The sequence below is a fragment of the Bacillus cereus group sp. Bc010 genome (assembly GCF_027716745.1).
In the GTDB taxonomy this organism is placed as follows: Bacteria; Bacillota; Bacilli; order Bacillales; family Bacillaceae_G; genus Bacillus_A; species Bacillus_A pacificus.
The window spans coordinates 95,193-115,234 of record NZ_JAQFUY010000013.1 but is presented as its reverse complement, the minus strand read 5'-3'; the positions used below and the strand labels follow the sequence as shown (position 1 = coordinate 115,234).

Below are 20,042 nucleotides of genomic sequence, written 5' to 3'. Positions count from 1 at the left end.
AAAATGTAATAGATTCTTAAATATTTAACAATTCCTATATTTAAAAATTATAAAAGATGCTAAAATCCAAATATAGAGAAAATATAACTTCTAAAGGCGGTTGAAATAAATCTATGTTTACTCAAAAGAAATCACTCCAACATAAAATTGATCAATTAGAAAGTCGTATACAAGAACTAGAAGCAGAATTAAAACAAAAGGATATTGAACAACAAGAGACTATTTCTTCTATCCACGATCGTGTACAAAGCGTTGTTCAAGAGCATCAACTTGTAAATAACCAGCACAATACACTTCAAAATTTAGTTCAACAATTAAGCTCATGTTTCGAAAATGTTTCAACACGTACTACACATTCCAATGAATTGAATAACGAAATGCTACAAAAAGAACAAAGCTTAATTCAATCTATTGAAGAAATTATTGATTGTTCTAACGAAGGAAAAGAATCTGTTCATCGTTTACTTATTGTAATTAATAAATTAGGTGAACAATCCCAGCGCACGTCTAATAGTATGAATCATTTAAGTGAACGCTCAAAAGAAATTGAGCAAATTGTAGAAGTCATCCAAAACATTGCAGCACAAACAAATTTACTTGCTTTAAATGCAAGTATTGAAGCTGCTCGTGCTGGAGAGCACGGTAAAGGATTCGCTGTCGTTGCCAATGAAGTAAGAAAACTAGCAGAAAGTACCGCTGAAAGTACAAAAAACATCGGCAACTTAACGAAAAAAATTCAAGAAGAAATTGAAAAAGCATACGATAATACAAAAGATAATTTGCATTTAGTCGATGAAGGTGTAGAAATGAGTGCCGATACAAACGCTAGAATCGAAAATATTTTAATTATGATTCAAACGTTACAAAACGGTGCTACAAATGTTATTAAAGCTATTGAAAACCAAAAGACTTGTAATGATGATATATTACGAGAATTCGCTAATACACAACAAATGTTCCAAAAGTTAAATACTACCATTATGAATCACATTCATGATGCTGAGAAAGTCGATGTTCAATTAACAAAAAGTCTTGAAGAAACAGTAGTTTCTCATTAATAGTAAAAATCCCTTATACTGTTATGAGGGATTTTTATTATATTTCGAATATTTATTTCTTCTCAATATTGAGCCGTATCTTTGTTATAATGGACAAGTTGTTTCTTTCGACTATTAAACAAGGAGGTTATTATGGAACAATTTTACTACATTTTAAAATATTTAATTCTTGGTCTGTTCCAAGGACTAACAGAACCGATTCCGATTTCTTCAAGCGGTCACCTCGTTTTGGCACAGCATTTGCTAGGACTAAAAATAGAGGGGTTTAGCTTTGAACTACTTGTTAATTCAGCTTCATTATTAGCTGTATTACTTATTTATAGAAATGATTTAATTCGTCTAACAAAGAATGGTCTATCTTATATATTTACAAGAGCAGAAGATGCAAAATCAGATTTCTTCTTTATTATTTACCTTGTTATTGCGACCATTCCAGCAGGTGTTATTGGTGTTTTATTTAAAGATTACATCGATCAGTACTTAAAAGGTGTGAAAATGGTTGGGATTTCCCTTCTTATTACCGCTGTCGGACTTTGGATTATTAGAAACTTGCGTGGACGTAAAAATGATGGCGATCTTTCTATGAAAGACGCAATTATCGTCGGATTAGCACAAGCTTGCGCACTAATTCCTGGAATAAGCCGATCAGGTGCAACAATCGTAGCTGCGATGTTACTTGGTATGAAGCAAGAAACGGCTCTTCGTTTCTCATTCTTACTATATATCCCTGTTAGCTTAGGTGGTTTATTACTAAGTATTACAGACATTGCAAAAGATCCAAATCTAGATACACTATTCGTACCATATATCGTTGCATTTATCGCAACATTTATCATGACGTATATTTCATTAAAATGGTTTATGAACATTATGGCAAAAGGAAATTTAAAATATTTCTCTTTCTATTGCATTATCGTAGGTGTACTTACTCTTATTTTCTTATAAGGTGAAACTTACAAATCAAAAAGCGAGTCATTCTATTACACTAGAACGACTCGTTTTTTTTATGCATATACTTTCTTTTCTTGACAATACAAACGAATAACATGTTTATTTTGTTGAAATACATCATGCGTTAGGCGGATAATAATAAAATTTCGTTTTATTTGATCATCATGAACAAAAATCTGTTCTCCCTCTTGAAAACGCCATGCACTTTCAAAAGTTGTAATATGATCCCCACTTACAGAAAAAAGCTCATATCGCATATTTTGTACCCTCTCTCAACTTATAATAATCATAATATCATTATATTAAATTTAGTATAACTTAATTCCATTGAAATTTGTAATTTTTTCTATTTCGAAATATTTTAATTTTGTTTTAAGGTTCTTTTAACGTTATAATGATAAACGAATTTTCATTGAAAGGAGCTTCATTTTGACTGCATATATATTTCCAATAAAAACAGCATTTATTTTATTTCCTATTTTAGCAATGTTCCTCTTAATACCTTTTTTAATATTTAACTACCGAAAGTACGGTTATTTAAATAAATGGCGTTCATTTATTTTGTACTCATTATTACTTTACTTATTAAATGCCTATTTTCTTGTGATTTTGCCGTTACCACAAACATATGATACTTGTAGCCTACAACCGGCTAATACGCAGCACATGCAACTATCACCATTTTATTTCATACAAGAAATTAGTAATCATACTTCGGCAATTTTAACGAAACCAGCTACTTATTTCTACCTATTAAAAGAATCTGCGTTTTTACAAGTAGCATTTAACGTTCTATTAACCGTTCCATTCGGTATTTACTTACGTTATTATTTCCGACGTAGTTTCTTACAAACAATTTGTATTTCTTTTTGTCTTTCACTCTTTTTCGAGCTAACACAAGTGACTGGACTATACGGTATATACAATTGTGCGTACCGCTTATTTGATATAGACGATCTGTTTTTAAATACATTAGGCGGCGTAATCGGCTTTATCATTGCACCAATATTTACGTACTTCCTTCCGAAAGCAAACGAATTAGATAGTCATATTAATTTGGAAACGAAACCAGTCGGATTTGTTCGTCGCCTTATCGCGATGCAAATTGATTGGATTTTCTTATCCATCGTTGTACCTGTCATTAAAAACAAAGGAAATTCTTTCTTTATTTCTAATATTCAATCTTACACGAACATATACGAACTCATTTTCATAACGTGTTCGATCTTTATTTACTTTATTATCATTCCATACTTTACGAATGGAAAGACAATTGGTAAAGCGTTGCTTCGTATTTACGTGAAAGGAAAATCAGATCGTATTACGTTGAAGGAACTATTCATCCGTTATGGTATATTCTATTTCGTTTTAGGTGGAATCAATTATATTCTTTCTAGTAGCTCTATCTTAAATCTTAAAGAACCTTTAGTATTAGTAGTTATATTATTATTCCAACTCGTAATTAACGGTCTATTTATTATTCATGTTTTATTACATGTATTTAGTCGTGATAAGTTACTATTTTACGAGCGAATTAGTCAAACAAAAAATGCGATCGTACTAAAAAAAGCTGACAAGTAATACTTTGTCAGCTTTTTTTCATAATCGTAAATAACTTTTCTGTGTAAGGGTTTGAAAACATTTCTGCTTCATCTAATAATTTCCTCACCTTTAGAAACGAATGCAATTCTGGATATATATTTTGTAATTTTTCATACGTTAACGTATGCATTTTCCCCCAATGCGGGCGTCCTTCATATTTTAGAAAAATTTTCTCCACCTCACCAAAATAAGCAGCATACTTCATACCTTTACAGCTATATACGCAGAATCTCTTCCATACGCTGGACTGAGCCATATGTCATCCTTTTTCACATAACGGCATTCAATTGGGAAGTGTACTTTATACTTTTTCTTTTCAATAAGGTTTGAAATTTCTTCTACAACGACCTGCATATACTTTGAAGGAACACTATACTCCATTTCATAAAATGGAACCGCACGCGATGTAGCAAATACTTCATAACTCGGACCAATTATTTTTGTATTCGGTACAGCTTTAGCCGATAATCGACTTACTCCTTTACTTATAGAAGGAAACCATTTACATCCTTTAGATAACAAAGAGAACATCTTATTTTCAAGTAACTCTACCTTTAGTTTATGCCATTTCAAATCACTTTTTTTACCCGTTGTTTCGTTTGTAATTTTCACTTGCACTTCATCTGAATAAGGAAAAACGAAAAATTCAAAATGGCGATTCTTCTTATATTCTTCTAGCTTGTTCATTACAGTAGATAAGGACTGTTTTTCACTTTTATAAACGAGTGAATAAGCTGGAATAACCTTCAATTTTATTTTTACAATGATACCTAACATTCCAAGAGACAACTGAAAAGCTCTCCAATATTGTACATTCTCCGTTTGTGAACAAACTATACTCTCACCTGTAGATAAAACTGCGGTAATCTCTATAACTTGTGTTGATAAACTTCCAAAGGTAATCCCCGTGCCATGAGTCCCTGTACTAATCGCTCCTGCAATAGATTGCGAATCAATATCCCCTAAATTTTCTTGCGCATAACCTTTTTCCTCAAGTAACTTCCCTAGCTCATGTAACTTTGTTCCTGCCCATACTTCGGCAACCATCTTCTCCGCATCAACATTCACAATACCCTTCAATTCATCTAAAGAGACTAAAATTTCTTCCGTCTGCACAAGAGGGGTAAACGAGTGTCCTGAACCGACAACGCGAATTTTCTTCCCTTCTTTTCGTGCAAGCTCTACAACTTCTACTACATCTTGTATACTTTCTGGATACATCGTATAATGCGGTGTTCCTTCTACATTCCCTGTCCAATTTCTCCATTTTTGTCCCTTTATAGAAAGCATTGGCCATCCCCCCGATATGTTGAATACTCCCCAACAATCTCTCCCTCTTTCACACGATATAAAAACGGAAACCGCTCACATAATTCTCCAGCTTTACTATGGCGAAACAAGATAGAATCTCCTATCTCTACTCGTTCCTCACCGTTATAAAAAATCGGTGTTTGTACCTCACCAGCACCTTCTAAAGCTAATAGTTTGGCACCATTTGGCCTCCAAATCTCAGGTTCTTTATCCTTCCCAATTGCGCCTGAGGCAATATATCCACCACCTAGACAAGTATAAATTGTTGGAGCTGGTTTACGCACAACTGGCAAAGCAAATCCGACAGCTGGCTGAAGTTGTACTTCTTTATAATAATCAAACAGCTTCGGGGCATAGAAAGCAGAACCTATTGTAATCTCTGAAACTGAATGATCTTGCTCAGTTGTTTTTATACTTCCTGTGCCTCCTCCATTTACAAACCTTAGTTCAATACCTAGATTTTGTATTTCTTTTACGATATGTCCTCTTCTTGCTTTAACTTCTAACACTGATTTCTTCTTTAAATATGAAATCACTTTACTTTTTACTCGTTGATTCGGTATGTGATCTCCTACCCCAGCAATTTGGGCTTCATATCCCATTACACCATCTAGTATTAAAAATGATGATTCTTTCAACCTTTTTACTATTTTCAAAGCACCTTGCACATCTCTTACCGGTGATCTTTTGACCCCAAAATGAAAATTAAAAAAACGACTACTCATATCAATATCTAAGCAAACACGAAAACATCCTTTAGACTTCTCAGCAATTTTTTCTAAATAAACAATATGATCTTCACAATCCACCATACAAGTTATAATGAGCCCTTGCTTTGTTAGCAAACTTATTTCATGTAACGCTCGATCATCATAAGCAGGATATCCGAGCAATAAATCATTGAATCCTTGTTCAATTAAAAACAAAACTTCCCTAGGTGAAAAACACATAATACCTTGAAAACGATCATTTGCAGCTAAAATCTTTTGCATAACCGGAACAGAACGTAACGATTTACTCGCTATACGAATCTTCTTATTTCCACTTAATTCTATAATCAATTGAATATTTCTATCTAAAGCTACTTCATCCAAAAATGCACAAGGTAATGGAACTTCTTTAAAAATTCCTCGATCCACACTTTTTCTCTCCTCTTCTCTATATGTCTTATACATATTGGAAAGAAAGTTGGAATCTCCTCTACAAAATAAAAAAAGTTTCTTCCTATTTAAGAAGAAACTTTTTTAGGACTACTTCATAGAAATAGTTGCTGCTACTGGATAATGATCAGAATAATCATCATACGTATATTTTTTGAGCCATGATGTAACAGTCCACTGTGGAGATTTTGGTTGTAATATTTTATTCTCTATAAATGATGGATTCGCATGGTCCTTACTTGCAATAATATAATCTAAATACTCGGCAGGACTATCAGGGAAATTATATTTTGCAATACTGTTTGTCGTTGCATCCCAAGTTGCTGTATGTCCCGTATAAGATGGAATTGACGCATGCAATGTTTTAAACATGGATGCGTACTCTGAGTCACTATTGTTCTCTGCATTTATTTTATTCACGTTCATATCACCACCAAATAGAACGTACTCGTCATTTGGTATATTCTTATTTTCAATAAAATCTTGAATTTCTTTTAGCTGGTTTGTACGTACAGATGCAGGTGAAGTTTTTCCACACATACTATCTTCAGCCTGCAAGTGTGTCCCAATCACATGAACGAAACGATCATTTTTCTTAATTTTCGTGTATACAAACCCTTTATTTGATAAATTATCTGGTCCGCATCCTTTTGCAAATACATATTGAATCTTTTCAACGATCGGCCATTTACTCACGATTGCAACGCCTCCATCTTCAGGCGTTGAAGATGAATAGCTACCTAACGTTTTATCCCATTCATTTCCATTACTACGACCTAATACTGCTGTTTGATTTGGATATTCTTTCTTCAAATTCCCTAACAAACGATCTGATGCGCTATTATCGAACACTTCATTTAATATAACTACATCCTGATTCTTAATATAATCTGCCGCCCCAATTAAATCGGCACGCTGACTTTGTCCCCAGTTCGGATATAAGTTAGTTGATAGCATATACACGTTGTGCGTCATCACTTTCAAAGTGTTGTTTTGATCTGTAGACGTATCTGCTTGCACTGAAGAACCTCCGTATAAAACTCCTAAACCAATCCCAAAGCTAAGTACACCTTTTAGCAATTTACCTTTCACGTTCCATACCTCCATTTGTATAGTAATAAAAAGGTCAAATACTCTATTGTGAGATTTGACCTTTTTTAAATACTTAACGATCTCCGTACGTATCAAACCAAAGCTGAATGTATCCAGCAGTAACACGTTGTGCATCCATTAATCGCTTACCTGTCATTGGCGTAACTTCAGCGCGCCATTTATCTGCATATTCTTGTGACACAGCTGCTTTTACGAACCAATCTTTCGTATTATCATTTACAATTCCAGAGTAATCTTGTTTCGCTACTACTGCCGCTCCATGAATCCACTCTTCTGGATTTGTACCTTTCCAGTTCCAATATCCATTTCCATCCGTTACTTTATAATTATCTTTTATCGTATCTACAAAGTTTTCATATTTAGAATGGAATCCTTGTGGATATGAAAGATTTGTAAAGTTTGCCGCATGCATCGGTTGGTTTACATCTCCTAAATAATGAAGAGATAATCCTAAATAGAAGAAAGCTTGTTTCATATCTTTATTTTTGTATGATTCACCAGCTAATTTAAAATATTTAGCGCCAGTTTCTTTTGCCTGCTTTGCAAATGGAATATATGTTTTTCCATTGTCTGGATCATAGAAATGTGAAGCAAATGTGCTATTATCATAATAAGGATTTTCATAGTCAGCAGCATAAATACCGTTCTCTAACTCCGTACGCCATTCATTTAATTGTGCAACTCGATCTTGTTTTACAAGTGTTGTATTGCGAGACATAATATCAATCGCACGATTTACAATCCATAAATGAGAATTTACACCTTCTTTATGTTTATCTTCAGCAGACCAGCGGTGAACTATTTTTATTTTACTTCCCCCATCATTTTCATGAGCAAATGCAACGCTTTGTAAAGGAGCTACTACTGTAATAGCTGCTGCTAAAGCAAGTACTTTCTTTTTCATCTGAAATCCTCCATTTTATAATCGAATTATTGTAAACTTTTTGTTAGGATCCTATGATGTCGTCCGGTTAACCTATGACTAGAATATCCCACCTTTCATGAAATTTCTATCACTAAATTAAAATATATAAATGTTCATATCATTATAACTTTATACATAGTGAATATAATGAATGAATGCACTTTCATTTTAATAAACTATTATTAAGGCTTATCTAAACTAATGTAAAAAAAGAGTAAAGCATACACATGCTTTACTCTTTTTTTCTATTCGATAATATACTTGGCAGTTGGACATTAACTGCCAACTTATGTATAAATCCAAACACTAATCCAATTCCAATAAATATGTATAAGATTGTAAATATCTTTCCAAAATCAGTTTGCGGACTAAAATTCGCATCACCGACAGTCGTCAACGTGACCACACTAAAATATAAAGCGTCAAGAGGACGTAATCCTTCAACTGTACTATAAAAAATCGTACCAGACGTTAATGTTAAAAATGTTAATACGAATAATACTTGAAATTCTTTATCTTTCCACGCTCGTAAACAAGCTTTTAGCATCCGTTTCAATGTCAACATAAATGAAAGCATTAGACTTCCCCTTCCAAACAAAATACCTGTAGTTACAGGAAAGTCTATCACCTTTCTGTACAGAAAAAAAGTAGCCCTCTTCTATTTCTAGAAAAGAGCTACTTTTTACTATTCTATATTATTTAGGTGAAACAAGAATTTTCACTTGTGTTTTATCTTTTACAAGTGCTTCAAATCCTTCTTCAACAACTTGATCTACTGTGATTTTTTTCGTAATTAATTTCTCTGCTTGAATTTGGCCAGAGCTAATTAATTTAATAACAGCCGGGAAGATATGACGGTATCCTAAAATACCAACCACTTCTTTTTCTTTTAATACTAAGTTATTCGGAGTAATTGTTGCGTCTTTTTCCCATACACTAACAATTACAGTTTGTCCTTCGAAACTTGTACTTTCAATCGCTTGACGAAGTACTACTTCAACACCTGTTACTTCAAAGCTCACATTTACACCTAAACCATTTGTTAAGTTACGAATTTCTGCTAATACATCTTGAGTAGCTGGATTTAATACGTAATCCGCACCTGCTAATTTTGCTAACTCTTGACGTTCTTTAGAAAGCTCGACTGCAATAACAGGAGTTGCTCCTGCTGCTTTAGCTGCTTGGATAACAAGAAGTCCAATTGGACCACAACCAAATACTGCTACAGCTTCCCCTTCTTTTAATTTACTTTGACGTACTGCATGAACTGCTACAGCTGCTGGTTCTACAAGTGCACCTTGTTCATACGTCATTTCATCTGGAATATGGTGAACCATATCTTCTGGTACTACTGTATATTCAGAGAAACCGCCGCCTTCTCCGCCAAGACCGTGGAAAACAAGTTGTTCACAAACATTGTAATGTCCATGTTTACAAGCTTCACATTTACCACAAGAATAAATTGGTTCTACAACGACGCGGTCTCCCACTTTATGAGATGTAACGCCTTCACCGATTTCAACTACCTCACCGCTAAACTCATGACCTAAAATAACCGGTGCTTTTACATGTGTTAATGGATGCTCTTCTGTTGGAATAAAAATAGGTCCTGCTAAATATTCATGCAGGTCTGTCCCACAGATACCACACCATTTAACTTTAATCTTAACTGCTCCTGGTTTTACAGTTGGTTCTGGTACTTCTTCTACTCTTACATCACGTTGATTATGCCAAAGTAATGCTTTCATTTTATACATCCCTCTCTATGTATATACTTAACCTGGTGAAGTTTACAAATCTATTATAATACTTCTATCCATATATTTCAAAAAAACAATCTCATTTCCACTAAATTTTAACAAATAACGTTCAATATTTTGTCACTTTGTACTTTTTTCCACATCTGTTAACTCAATTTCATTGCGGTTGAAATTAGCATTATGCCATAATAGCATAGGAGAGGTGAATATCGCTTGAAATATTTTATTTACTTTATTGTTATCGTAGCGTTTCTAGATACATTTTCACAATTACCTATTATGAGTACGTTCGCTCAAAGTCTTGGAGGATCCCCTCTTATTATTGGGCTAGTTGTCGGCATGTATTCATTTGCTAATATGATTGGTAATATTATTGCTGGCGCTGCTGTCGATAAATTTGGTGCAAAAAAAATACTTTATATAAGCATGGGACTCACGAGTTTCATAGTCTTGTTATACACCGTTGTTCAAAGTGGTGAACAACTATTAGTTGTTCGCTTTATGCATGGGTTTAGTGACGGATTTTTAATTCCTGCTGCCTTTACGTTTTTATCAAAACAAACAAATTCAGCAAGACAAGGTAAGGCAATGGCCCTATCTGGTGCTGCTGTTGGAACAGCGGCAATTGTAGGACCTGCCTTCAGCGGGATTATGAAAGCAACTGCTGGTATAGAGTGGGTGTTCATTACCATTTCTATTTTAATGGTTCTTGGTACAATCGTATCTCTCTTCTTCTTACCAAATAACGTATCAAGAAAAGATACTTCAAGAACACAAATGATGAATAAAGAAGATATGTTTGAACTATTGAAAGCAGAACCGTTATTACAGGCATATATTGGTGCTTTCACACTCATGTTTTCACAAGGAATTGTCACTTATATGTTACCAGTGAAAGTTGAGGCATTAGCGCTTAAAGCATCTACAACAGGCATGATGTTAAGTGTATTCGGTATTACCGCTATCCTCTTCTTCTTACTACCAACAAATCGTATTTACGATCGATTTAATCGTTCAAAACTAATGTTAATTGGTATTGCAGTAATGGCATTAGCATTATCTTTACTTGGATTATTTGCAACAAAAGGCATGCTCTTTATCGTTATGATGATTTATGGCATTGGATTCGCTATCCTTTTCCCATCGATAAATGCATTACTTGTTGAAAATACGACAGATGATAAACGCGGAAAAGCATTTGGATTGTTTTATGCTTTCTTCTCATTAGGAGTTGTTGCTGGATCCTTTACAGTTGGAGCAATCGGGGCATCCCCTAGCGCCAGCTTCGTTATTGGAACTGCATTCTTATTAACATTTGCCGGAATGATTTATGTCAGAAGCAAAGTAAAAGGCCGAGACAAAGTAAAAAAGACAATGATAGGATAATTCCATCATTGTCTTTTTTTAAATGATAAACTTCTATTCAACTTTTAACTTTCAATAAGCCATATTTAATAAACAATATGGCATTATATTTTTCATAGAGATAATACAATGGATAACAAAATAAAAAGAAAATAAGTACAGTTGGGACATCGTCTATAATAGAAAAATATTTTACTAGCAATTCCTTAATACTCTCTCCAATTATAATAAACAGTGGAATGATACAAATTGCCGCTAATATTAAGCATGGTGTGATCCTCATTTCTTTTAGCCCCACCTTACAGTGTGGACACTTGAATGAAAAAGGATGCGGGAGCTCCATAATATGTTGTGCAGTAATATTCCCTTCACACTGTGGACATTCAATTCCTTCTTTCATTTAACTCACTCCTTTCTATTCATAAAAAAGAGCACTATCCAATAGCGCTCTTTTATTGCCGAATATATTACTTTTGTGTGTAGCTAAGTAACAATGTAAATAAATTGAATGGTAAAGGCAATACTACATTTCTTCTTTTACAAAAAAAGTGTATCAATACCAACGATACTTCGACAATTTCCTCGGAAATATTTCCTTTCCCTACATAATTTGATACACTACATATAAACAGACACTTGTATTACATAAGCTAAAATAATAACTTACTGTACAAATTCAAAAGCACATTCCTCATATGAAGAATGTGCTTTTCTGTTATTAACGTTTAATCCAAACAGCGCCTGCTGATTTATCCTCTGCCTGTCCAACAACTTGGAATTTAAGTCCAAGATTCGGAACTTTTCTTCCTGCGTCTGCAATTTGTTTATTACTATATACTTTTGAATCATCAAAAGTTGTAACACCTTGTAATCCAGAATAGTTAAACTGTCCACGTGTTAATGAATTTACACTCCATGCTGGTGTTTGATCAAATGAAAATGCTGCGTCTGCAATTTGCATACCTGTATTACCGTAAGTTGGTTTTCCGTTTAAATTGCCGACAAGTGCCTCTGGATGCGAATCTACAACACCAAGGAAGCCTTCACCTGGATGCTCCCCAACCCAGTTATCTTTAAAGCTATCATCTGCGTACCAAACGACAAGACCTGTATTATACACTGGACCTTTTCCTGCTTTTAATCCATTATCTGATCCTGCATAGTTTCTCCACTCTAAGTAGTAATAATGAGCTTTTTTCTCTGTTCCATCAGAAACAACGAATCCATTTAACTGCATGTTAGGTGTTCCTTCTGCATCATCAGAAAATACTACTTGTCCATCAACAGTTACATTTACATTATCCATCGCGAAACCTTTATATGTTACAGCTGGATCTGTAATATAATCGAATTGCAGTTTCACTTTTTTTCCTTTAAATTGACTTAAATCATATGATTTATCTATCCATTTCCCATCTGTTGTATCTTTATCTCCTTGGACTACTTTTTCTCCAAGTCTATCAATTAATGTTTTCGTTCCATCTTCTGTTACTGCATGTACTTCGACAAAATCGCACTCTGCTTCTAACTCATAATTTGCTTTATAATCGAATTTTGCATTTGTTCCTTTTGTTAAATCAAAGAATGGTGTTTCTAGTGTTGTATGCATATCATCTCCTCTTGTACTGTAATATGCATGCTTTCCAAACTCCGGCTTAATCGTTTCGACACTTTTACCTGGTAAGTTAACACGTACAACGCCTGGACGATTTGATTTTGTAACACTTTGATCGATATATGTAGGAACTCCTACACCACGCTTAATGTTATCGTAATCTACTTCCAAAATTTTTGCCCAGTTGCCACCCATATTCTTTTGTAAGAAATCTTTATTTTGTGGTGAGAAACTAGTTGGCTCTGTTCCTGCAATTTTCCCTGTCCAACTTCCCCCACTCATGAGTGACCAAGCTTCGACAGGTGAACCAGTTCCAGTATATTTCGTATCGTATTCATCTGGTAAGCCAAGATCATGTCCAAATTCATGCGCAAATACACCTACCGCTCCATCTTCTGGTTCAATTGTGTAATCATGCGCTGCTACTTTGCCACCAAAGTAATCTACCTTTGATTTTGTCCCTTCAATTGCTACTGGATCTATTGCTAATTTTGAACGATGTGACCAAATGGCATCATCGCCTAATTTACCACCACCAGCTTCTTGACCAACACCTGCATGGATTACCATTAAATGATCAATTACACCGTCAGGCTCATTTTGATTCCCATCACCATTTGTATCATATCTATCAAACTGATCAAATTGAGATAAATCTAACCCTTTCTCAGCAGCTGCATGTAAAGCTTCTTTCACTAAATCACGTGCGCCTTTTGGTCCTTTATTATCGTGACCACTACTACCATCAGCACCGTAGTCAGATGCTTTTCCTGGAACAGTTAGCCACTCCGTTACATATCCATCTGTCGTATAACTACCACCAGACTGCTCTTCGTAATATTGTTTAAATGTTTTTACTTTCGAACCATCAAATAACGTGTATGGTTCATTACCAAATAACATCTTTTGATAATGCTCTCTACTAAAGTCATTCGAATACATATACCCTGGCGTTTGATCAATATTATTATGTTTATAATCACTAAATTCAACGAGTAATACTAATACCTTATCTGTTCGAACAGATCCCTTATACGGCGCTTGTTTTGCTTTAGATGTTGGCACTTGCCCATTCAATTGTTTTTTATTTGGTTCAGGCTTTTGCTCAGGGCTAACATTTTTTTCAGGTTTCTTTACTTTCTCCTTTTCTTCCATTTTTTTCTCTTTTACTTTTTTCACGAAATCAGATGCCTCTTTAGCAGTATCGGCTGGGAAAATTTCTTTATTTGCCTGATCCCCTTGTTTCTTTTCAATATATTTCTCTACAGCTTTTTTCGTCTCTTCCTTAGAAGATGCTGGATTAATTGTTCCTCTTTCTTTCAACGCTTCCGCTAAACGATCTTCTTGAATTAAGTTGTAATCAATTGGTGTTGTAGATACATTTTCTTTCTCTTTTGCTGGCGTTTCTGCGTATGCTAATGGAGCACTCATGACAGATGTACATCCGATAATTGCCGCAATTGCTAATGACGATAACACTTTAAATGGCGCTGTTCTTCTCATTCTATTTCTCTCCTTTTATAAAACTTAAAATTCAGATAAATAAGTGCATTTAAATCAAGTGCTCTACTTTCTTCCCTCCCTATATAAAAAGGCATAATTCTATAAACGTTAAGCTTTCTGTTATAGAATCATGCCCTCCAGTTTTCTGGTCAGAACTTCTACCGTTTTATGTCGAAATATGAAACATAAAAAGTGATTTGATATATATTAAATAGCTTATATAAAAAATTTAAAAGACAATATGCAAAATTGCATGAAAATTCTTTTAAATAAAAAAGAATCCTAGTCAATTAAACTAGGATTCTTGATTTTCTATTATTTCTCTTGTGTTTTTTCCCAATCAGCTAAGAATTTCTCAATTCCTTGATCTGTTAATGGGTGCTTCACTAATGAAGCAATTACGTTTGCTGGGATTGTTGCAATATGTGCACCATTTAATGCTGCGTCAGTTACGTGAACACTGTGACGTACAGATGCTGCGATAATTTCTGTTTCGATACCGTGAATTGCAAAGATTTCTGCGATTTGGCGAATTAAGTCCATACCGTTATGACCGATATCATCTAAGCGACCTAAGAATGGTGAAACGTATGTTGCACCAGCACGAGCTGCAAGTAATGCTTGAACTGCTGAGAACACTAATGTAACATTTGTACGAATTCCTAAGTCAGAGAACGCTTTTACTGCTTTTAAACCTTCTGTTGTCATTGGAACTTTTACAACAACGTTTGGAGCAATTTTCGCTAACTCTTTTCCTTCTTCGATCATTTTATCTGCTTCTAAACTAATTACTTCTGCACTTACAGGTCCTTCTACGACGTTGCAAATTTCACGAATGCGCTCGTGGAAATCTACGCCTTCTTTTGCTACAAGTGATGGATTTGTCGTTACTCCAGCTAATACGCCTAATGCATTTGCCTCTTTAATTTCGTTAATGTTTGCTGTATCAATAAAGAATTTCATTTGTTATTCTTCCTTCCTAATTTTCATTTTATATTTATTTATTTTTCTTAATAAGCTCTAATTCAATCGGAATAGATTTGTCCACTTTTTTACCTTGTGTGATCTCTTTTGCTGTTTGCATCGCCTTCTCTCCGATTAATTCCGGTTTTTGAGCAACTGTTGCAGCCATACGCCCATCGTTAACCGCTTTTACAGCATCTTCTGTTGCATCAAATCCAACAACGACTACATCTGTTTTCCCAGCAGACTTCAATGCTTCAAGTGCACCTAATGCCATCTCGTCGTTATGCGCAAACACGGCTTTAATATCACCATTTGCTTGCAAAATGTTTTCCATAACAGATAATCCTTTTGCTCTATCAAAATCAGCCGCTTGTTTAGCAACTACTTTTAAAGACTTATCGGCTACGTTATGGAATCCTTTCCCACGTTCACGAGCAGCAGAGGATCCAGGGATTCCTTCTAACTCAGCAACGTTTGCTCCTTCGCCGACCAATTCACGAATGTAATCACTAGCCATTTGACCACCTTCGATGTTATTAGATGCAATGTGAGAAACAACCTTACCTGAATTTGCAACGCGGTCTACTGTAATAACAGGAACGTTCGCTGCATTTGCCGCACTTACTGCTGAAGCAACAGCATCTGAATCGGTTGGATTAATAACAACTACATCGACACCTTTTTGAATTAAATCTTCAACATCGTTCGTTTGCTTTGCTGCATCATTTTGCGCATCAACAGCAATCAATTCAATGCCGCTATCTTTCGCTTTCTTTTCTGCACCCTTTTTCAAAGTTACAAAAAATGGATTGTTTAAAGTTGAAACAGAGAATCCAACTTTAATAGTTTTATTTCGACCTTTATCGCTAGAATCCTTTGCCCATTCTGGCGGTTCCATTGAACAACCAGCAGTAATGACCATAATACATGCAACGAGTATAAGTAACCATTTCTTCATGAACTGTCCCTCCATTATGCTTCTTTTCGGCGATCAATTAATACAGCTAGTAAGATTACAAGTCCTTTTACAACTTGTTGGAAGAAAGAAGATACACCTAATAAATTTAAACCGTTATTTAGTACTCCGATAATAAGTACACCGATGAATGTACCAACGATCCATCCTCTTCCCCCAGAAAGACTTGTTCCACCTAATACAACTGCTGCAATTGCATCTAATTCGTAAGAAGTACCTGCAGTCGGCTGTGCAGAATCTAATCGTGATGTTAAGACAATACCTGCAAGCGCTGCCAAAATTCCGGAAAGACCATAAATCATTACTTTAATTCTCGTAACATTAATACCTGATAGTGCTGCTGCTTCTTCATTTCCACCAATTGCAAATGTACGGCGACCAAATGTCGTTTTCTTCAAAATGAAGTACAGTACTGCAAAAGCGATCATCATTGTAACAGCTGGTACCGGAATACCGAGAAAATAACCGCGACCAAACATTTGGAACATTAAATGATTACCAAGTCCAGTGATCGGACGTCCGTCCATATAAACAAGCGTCAACCCGCGAAAAATAGTCATTGTTGCTAAAGTCGCAATAAATGGAGCTACTTTTCCCTTCACTATGATGATACCGTTTACAATTCCCATTACAAGACCAGCTAATAATCCAACTGCCATCGCAAGGAACGGGTCCATGCCACTTGCCATCATTCCAGCAACAAGTGCACTTGATAATGCTAAAATAGAACCTACCGATAAGTCAATACCCCCTGTTAAAATTACAAAGGTCATTCCGAATGCAATAAGCGCATTAATCGATACTTGACGCAGTATATTAAATAAATTTGGAATTTCAATAAACGCTGGATTTAAAGCCGTAATTACTACAATAATTAGCGCTAGTCCAATTAAAGACCCAAGTTGTTGTAATACATTCCCCTTCTTAGCCATCCTTACTCTCCCCCTGTAGCTAGTGCCATAATAGACTCTTGTGATGCCTCATCTTTCTCTAAAATGCCGCCGACTTTTCCTTCATGAATAACAAGAACGCGATCACTCATCCCTAAAACTTCTGGAAGCTCAGATGATACCATAATAACGGCATCTCCTTGCTCGGTAAGCTTATTCATAATAGAGTAAATTTCTTTTTTTGCTCCAACATCAACACCCCTTGTTGGCTCATCTAAAATGAGTAACTGCGGGTGGATACCTAACCATTTTGCAATAACAACTTTTTGCTGATTTCCACCAGAAAGAGATTTCACCGCTTGTTCTCCACTAGATGCTTTCACATTAAGAAGTTTCATCATGTCCGCTGTAAACTGTTGTTCTAGTTCGTTGCTTAGAACACTTCCCTTTGAAAGACTTTCTAAATTTGGTAAAGCTAAATTTTCTCGAATTGAGAAATCTAGCACTAACCCTTCAGATTTTCTATCCTCTGTAATGAATGCGATTCTTTGTCTAATCGCATCTATCGGACTATCAATCTTTACTTCTTGCCCATTTATAAAAATTTGGCCAGAATCTAAAGGTTCGTATCCAAATATCGCTTTCATAATATCCGTACGGCCAGCTCCCATCAAGCCAGCTACACCAAGGATTTCACCTTTTCTCACTTGAAACGAAACATTTTCAAACTTCCCTTTTTTCGTTCCATTACGGATTTCAAAAATAACATCGCCAACTTGACTATTCCGTTCTGGGTAACGTTCACCAATGCTGCGCCCCACCATCATACTCACTACTTCATCAAACGATGTTTCCGGAATGGATCTCTTTTCGACGTATTCCCCATCACGTAAAATCGTAATGGTATCACATATTGAAAAAATTTCTTCCATTCGGTGTGAGATATAAACGAACGAAACGCCTTCTTTACGTAATTTATTAATGACAGTAAACAACGTTTCAATTTCACGATCTGTTAATGCCGCTGTAGGCTCATCCATAATAATAACGCTCGCGTTTGTCATTAATGCTTTCGCAATTTCGATAATTTGCTGTTGTCCAACCGATAACTCTCCTGCCAACATAGCGCCTTTTACATGTAACCCTAGTTCCGCTAGTTGCTGCTGCGCAATCGCATTCATTTGACGTGTACGCAAAATCCCTGTCTTTCCATACATTAACTCTTTACCGAGAAACATATTTTCAGCTACTGTTAAATTCGATAATATGTTCAATTCTTGATGTATAAATGCAATACCGTACTCTTCAGCTTCTTTCGCATTTTTAAAAGTTCGTTCTTGTCCATCAATCGTGATTGTTCCACCATCTTTTTTGTATACACCTGTTAAAATCTTCATGAGCGTTGATTTACCCGCTCCATTTTCCCCCATCAATGCATGGACTTCTCCTGTTTCAATCATAAATTGTGCATTCTTCAAAACAGGATTGCCATTGAACGCCTTTGAAATATTTTTCATTTCAATACGCATTCCCATCACTTCCCTTTATTAAAAAATCACGCCTGCATGTAAAATTACATTGGCATAAGGCGTAGCCTCGCCTGTACGAATAATAGCTTTCGCTTTTTTCGTATGCTCTTTAAATTGTTCATGAGATACATATTCAAGCGCTGGCTCTACTAATTGCAGCTCAATCTCTTTATTTATTTCCGCATTATTGTTAATAACCTCTTCTGCTAACGTCACTTTTTCAATTGCCATATCATCCGCTACCACTTGCAATACATCTAAAAAGCTAGGTTTTCCAATTTCAACAGCTAAATCAATTCTTTTTACTCCGTCAGGAATTGGTAAACCGCAATCAGCAATTACAATCGTATCCGTATGCCCAAGTGAAGCAAGGATTGATGCAATCTCACTGTTTAATACGCCGTGCTTTTTCATCCGACAATCACCTGCACTTCACGTACTTTATCTCTCGTTGGCATACCGCCTTGCGCCCCAAGTTTCGTTACAGAAAGACCACCAGCAATATTCGCAAAACGAATTGCTTTTTGAAGTGTTTCTCCTTCAGAAAGCGCAACTGCTAATGCACCATTAAATGTATCACCAGCTCCAGTCGTATCTACTACATCAACAGCAATGCTAGGAACATGTACAATCTCCGTACCATTATGGAAACGTACACCGTTAGAACCTTCTGTCATCAATAGTTTGTTTGGATATTTAGCCAGTAACTCTTCAATTGGTGATGTGAAATCATCTAATACAATGCGGCACTCATGTTCATTTGGCGTAATATAAGTTGCCTTTTCTAAAATATCTTCTGATAACACTTGTGCTGGCGCTGGGTTTAACATAACCGGGATTTTGTGTTCCTCACAAATAGCCAATACATATTTTACTGTTTCAAGTGGAATCTCTAGTTGAAGCACAACCATATCTGCTTTTGTAAGAAGATCTTTTGAACGATTTACAACCGACTCATTGACAAGAGCATTCGCTCCTTGCACGACAACAATACTGTTATCTTCTTCTGCTAAAACGATATGAGCAATTCCTGTCGCCGTATCTGTAACCGGTACCACATAGTCGATAAAAACGCGCTCGTTCTCTAAATTTTTTCTAACTACCGTTCCATAATTATCGTTTCCTACCGCACCAATCATCGCTACATTTGCGCCTAATCTCGCTGCAGCAACCGCCTGGTTAGCTCCTTTCCCTCCTGGAATTGTATGAAATGCTTCACCAATTACTGTTTCCCCTGCTTTCGGACGTTTTTTTGAAACGGCCACTAAGTCCATTGAAATACTACCTACTACTGCAATATTTGGCATCTATTTCATCT

At 35.5% G+C, this 20,042-nt stretch carries 18 protein-coding genes and 1 pseudogene; 4 read left to right on the top strand and 15 right to left on the bottom strand.

The features are described from left to right. Positions 1 to 113 precede the first annotated feature (113 nt). On the top strand, positions 114 to 1,058 hold the full coding sequence (locus PDQ68_RS16085) for a methyl-accepting chemotaxis protein (RefSeq protein ID WP_000495022.1): 945 nt from the start codon (positions 114 to 116) through the stop codon (positions 1,056 to 1,058). A 132-nt stretch (positions 1,059 to 1,190) separates the two neighbouring features. Further along, positions 1,191 to 2,003 (top strand): undecaprenyl-diphosphate phosphatase, encoded by an 813-nt coding sequence (locus tag PDQ68_RS16080; protein WP_000434782.1) that lies wholly within the window; start codon positions 1,191 to 1,193, stop codon positions 2,001 to 2,003. A 59-nt stretch (positions 2,004 to 2,062) separates the two neighbouring features. Here the strand turns inward: PDQ68_RS16080 and PDQ68_RS16075 are convergent, their stop codons facing one another. Further along, on the bottom strand, positions 2,063 to 2,266 hold the full coding sequence (locus PDQ68_RS16075; protein WP_001268330.1) for a hypothetical protein: 204 nt from the start codon (positions 2,264 to 2,266) through the stop codon (positions 2,063 to 2,065). Positions 2,267 to 2,438: 172 nt separating this feature from the next. On the opposite strand from PDQ68_RS16075, the gene PDQ68_RS16070 reads away from it, so the two are divergent. After that, positions 2,439 to 3,590 (top strand): VanZ family protein, encoded by a 1,152-nt coding sequence (locus PDQ68_RS16070; RefSeq protein ID WP_000127966.1) that lies wholly within the window; start codon positions 2,439 to 2,441, stop codon positions 3,588 to 3,590. A gap of 7 nt (positions 3,591 to 3,597) precedes the next feature. Here the strand turns inward: PDQ68_RS16070 and PDQ68_RS16065 are convergent. The 6 genes and pseudogenes from PDQ68_RS16065 to bdhA all read right to left on the bottom strand — a co-directional run bounded on the left by PDQ68_RS16065 (position 3,598) and on the right by bdhA (position 9,868). Next, positions 3,598 to 4,832, bottom strand: a pseudogene (locus PDQ68_RS16065) (D-arabinono-1,4-lactone oxidase). Between the two features lie 56 nt (positions 4,833 to 4,888). Next, on the bottom strand, positions 4,889 to 6,061 hold the full coding sequence (locus tag PDQ68_RS16060; protein WP_016716474.1) for an amino acid deaminase/aldolase: 1,173 nt from the start codon (positions 6,059 to 6,061) through the stop codon (positions 4,889 to 4,891). Positions 6,062 to 6,172: 111 nt separating this feature from the next. Next, a complete protein-coding gene (gene sph, locus PDQ68_RS16055) occupies positions 6,173 to 7,189 on the bottom strand; it encodes a sphingomyelinase C (RefSeq protein ID WP_155005229.1) in 1,017 nt (338 codons plus the stop codon). A 58-nt stretch (positions 7,190 to 7,247) separates the two neighbouring features. Further along, a complete protein-coding gene (gene cerA / locus PDQ68_RS16050) occupies positions 7,248 to 8,099 on the bottom strand; it encodes a phospholipase CerA (RefSeq protein WP_000731014.1) in 852 nt (283 codons plus the stop codon). 253 nt (positions 8,100 to 8,352) lie between these two features. Further along, positions 8,353 to 8,697, bottom strand: coding sequence for a potassium channel family protein (locus tag PDQ68_RS16045; RefSeq protein ID WP_000948234.1), 345 nt, complete (start codon positions 8,695 to 8,697; stop codon positions 8,353 to 8,355). Between the two features lie 118 nt (positions 8,698 to 8,815). Continuing rightward, positions 8,816 to 9,868: a (R,R)-butanediol dehydrogenase gene (gene bdhA / locus PDQ68_RS16040; RefSeq protein ID WP_000645822.1), complete on the bottom strand. Its 1,053-nt coding sequence runs from the start codon at positions 9,866 to 9,868 to the stop codon at positions 8,816 to 8,818. 225 nt (positions 9,869 to 10,093) lie between these two features. Here bdhA and PDQ68_RS16035 point away from each other — a divergent pair, with 225 nt between their 5' ends. Beyond that, positions 10,094 to 11,266: an MFS transporter gene (locus PDQ68_RS16035; RefSeq protein ID WP_000873248.1), complete on the top strand. Its 1,173-nt coding sequence runs from the start codon at positions 10,094 to 10,096 to the stop codon at positions 11,264 to 11,266. A 37-nt stretch (positions 11,267 to 11,303) separates the two neighbouring features. Here the strand turns inward: PDQ68_RS16035 and PDQ68_RS16030 are convergent, their stop codons facing one another. The 8 genes from PDQ68_RS16030 to rbsK form a co-directional block, all read right to left on the bottom strand. Further along, positions 11,304 to 11,645, bottom strand: a complete 342-nt coding sequence (locus PDQ68_RS16030) for a hypothetical protein (RefSeq protein WP_016716473.1) — start codon at positions 11,643 to 11,645, stop codon at positions 11,304 to 11,306. Between the two features lie 318 nt (positions 11,646 to 11,963). Then, the gene (inhA2, locus tag PDQ68_RS16025; protein WP_016716472.1) at positions 11,964 to 14,363 is read right to left on the bottom strand and encodes a M6 family metalloprotease immune inhibitor InhA2; all 2,400 of its coding nucleotides are present in this window, start codon (positions 14,361 to 14,363) and stop codon (positions 11,964 to 11,966) included. A gap of 315 nt (positions 14,364 to 14,678) precedes the next feature. Then, positions 14,679 to 15,326, bottom strand: coding sequence for a fructose-6-phosphate aldolase (fsa, locus tag PDQ68_RS16020; protein WP_000667661.1), 648 nt, complete (start codon positions 15,324 to 15,326; stop codon positions 14,679 to 14,681). A gap of 34 nt (positions 15,327 to 15,360) precedes the next feature. After that, positions 15,361 to 16,287 (bottom strand): ribose ABC transporter substrate-binding protein RbsB, encoded by a 927-nt coding sequence (gene rbsB, locus PDQ68_RS16015; RefSeq protein WP_000758975.1) that lies wholly within the window; start codon positions 16,285 to 16,287, stop codon positions 15,361 to 15,363. 14 nt (positions 16,288 to 16,301) lie between these two features. Then, positions 16,302 to 17,237 (bottom strand): ABC transporter permease subunit, encoded by a 936-nt coding sequence (locus tag PDQ68_RS16010; protein ID WP_061183810.1) that lies wholly within the window; start codon positions 17,235 to 17,237, stop codon positions 16,302 to 16,304. 2 nt (positions 17,238 to 17,239) lie between these two features. Beyond that, on the bottom strand, positions 17,240 to 18,724 hold the full coding sequence (rbsA, locus tag PDQ68_RS16005; RefSeq protein WP_061183809.1) for a ribose ABC transporter ATP-binding protein RbsA: 1,485 nt from the start codon (positions 18,722 to 18,724) through the stop codon (positions 17,240 to 17,242). A gap of 18 nt (positions 18,725 to 18,742) precedes the next feature. Further along, complete coding sequence (gene rbsD / locus PDQ68_RS16000; protein ID WP_061183808.1) at positions 18,743 to 19,138, bottom strand: D-ribose pyranase; 396 nt, start codon at positions 19,136 to 19,138, stop codon at positions 18,743 to 18,745. Then, a complete protein-coding gene (gene rbsK, locus PDQ68_RS15995; RefSeq protein ID WP_016716469.1) occupies positions 19,135 to 20,031 on the bottom strand; it encodes a ribokinase in 897 nt (298 codons plus the stop codon). The genes rbsD and rbsK overlap by 4 nt, the downstream gene beginning before the upstream one ends. Between the last annotated feature and the right edge of the window lie 11 nt (positions 20,032 to 20,042).

What these genes read in the sequence shown, in the direction of transcription:
- PDQ68_RS16085 (WP_000495022.1), top strand. Translation starts at nt 114, where the DNA reads ATGTTTACTCAAAAGAAATCACTCCAACATAAAATTGATCAATTAGAA.
- PDQ68_RS16080 (WP_000434782.1), top strand. Translation starts at nt 1,191, where the DNA reads ATGGAACAATTTTACTACATTTTAAAATATTTAATTCTTGGTCTGTTC.
- PDQ68_RS16075 (WP_001268330.1), bottom strand. Translation starts at nt 2,266, where the DNA reads ATGCGATATGAGCTTTTTTCTGTAAGTGGGGATCATATTACAACTTTT.
- sph (WP_155005229.1), bottom strand. Translation starts at nt 7,189, where the DNA reads ATGGAGGTATGGAACGTGAAAGGTAAATTGCTAAAAGGTGTACTTAGC.
- cerA (WP_000731014.1), bottom strand. Translation starts at nt 8,099, where the DNA reads ATGAAAAAGAAAGTACTTGCTTTAGCAGCAGCTATTACAGTAGTAGCT.
- PDQ68_RS16045 (WP_000948234.1), bottom strand. Translation starts at nt 8,697, where the DNA reads ATGCTTTCATTTATGTTGACATTGAAACGGATGCTAAAAGCTTGTTTA.
- bdhA (WP_000645822.1), bottom strand. Translation starts at nt 9,868, where the DNA reads ATGAAAGCATTACTTTGGCATAATCAACGTGATGTAAGAGTAGAAGAA.
- PDQ68_RS16030 (WP_016716473.1), bottom strand. Translation starts at nt 11,645, where the DNA reads ATGAAAGAAGGAATTGAATGTCCACAGTGTGAAGGGAATATTACTGCA.
- inhA2 (WP_016716472.1), bottom strand. Translation starts at nt 14,363, where the DNA reads ATGAGAAGAACAGCGCCATTTAAAGTGTTATCGTCATTAGCAATTGCG.
- fsa (WP_000667661.1), bottom strand. Translation starts at nt 15,326, where the DNA reads ATGAAATTCTTTATTGATACAGCAAACATTAACGAAATTAAAGAGGCA.
- rbsB (WP_000758975.1), bottom strand. Translation starts at nt 16,287, where the DNA reads ATGAAGAAATGGTTACTTATACTCGTTGCATGTATTATGGTCATTACT.
- PDQ68_RS16010 (WP_061183810.1), bottom strand. Translation starts at nt 17,237, where the DNA reads ATGGCTAAGAAGGGGAATGTATTACAACAACTTGGGTCTTTAATTGGA.
- rbsA (WP_061183809.1), bottom strand. Translation starts at nt 18,724, where the DNA reads ATGCGTATTGAAATGAAAAATATTTCAAAGGCGTTCAATGGCAATCCT.
- rbsD (WP_061183808.1), bottom strand. Translation starts at nt 19,138, where the DNA reads ATGAAAAAGCACGGCGTATTAAACAGTGAGATTGCATCAATCCTTGCT.
- rbsK (WP_016716469.1), bottom strand. Translation starts at nt 20,031, where the DNA reads ATGCCAAATATTGCAGTAGTAGGTAGTATTTCAATGGACTTAGTGGCC.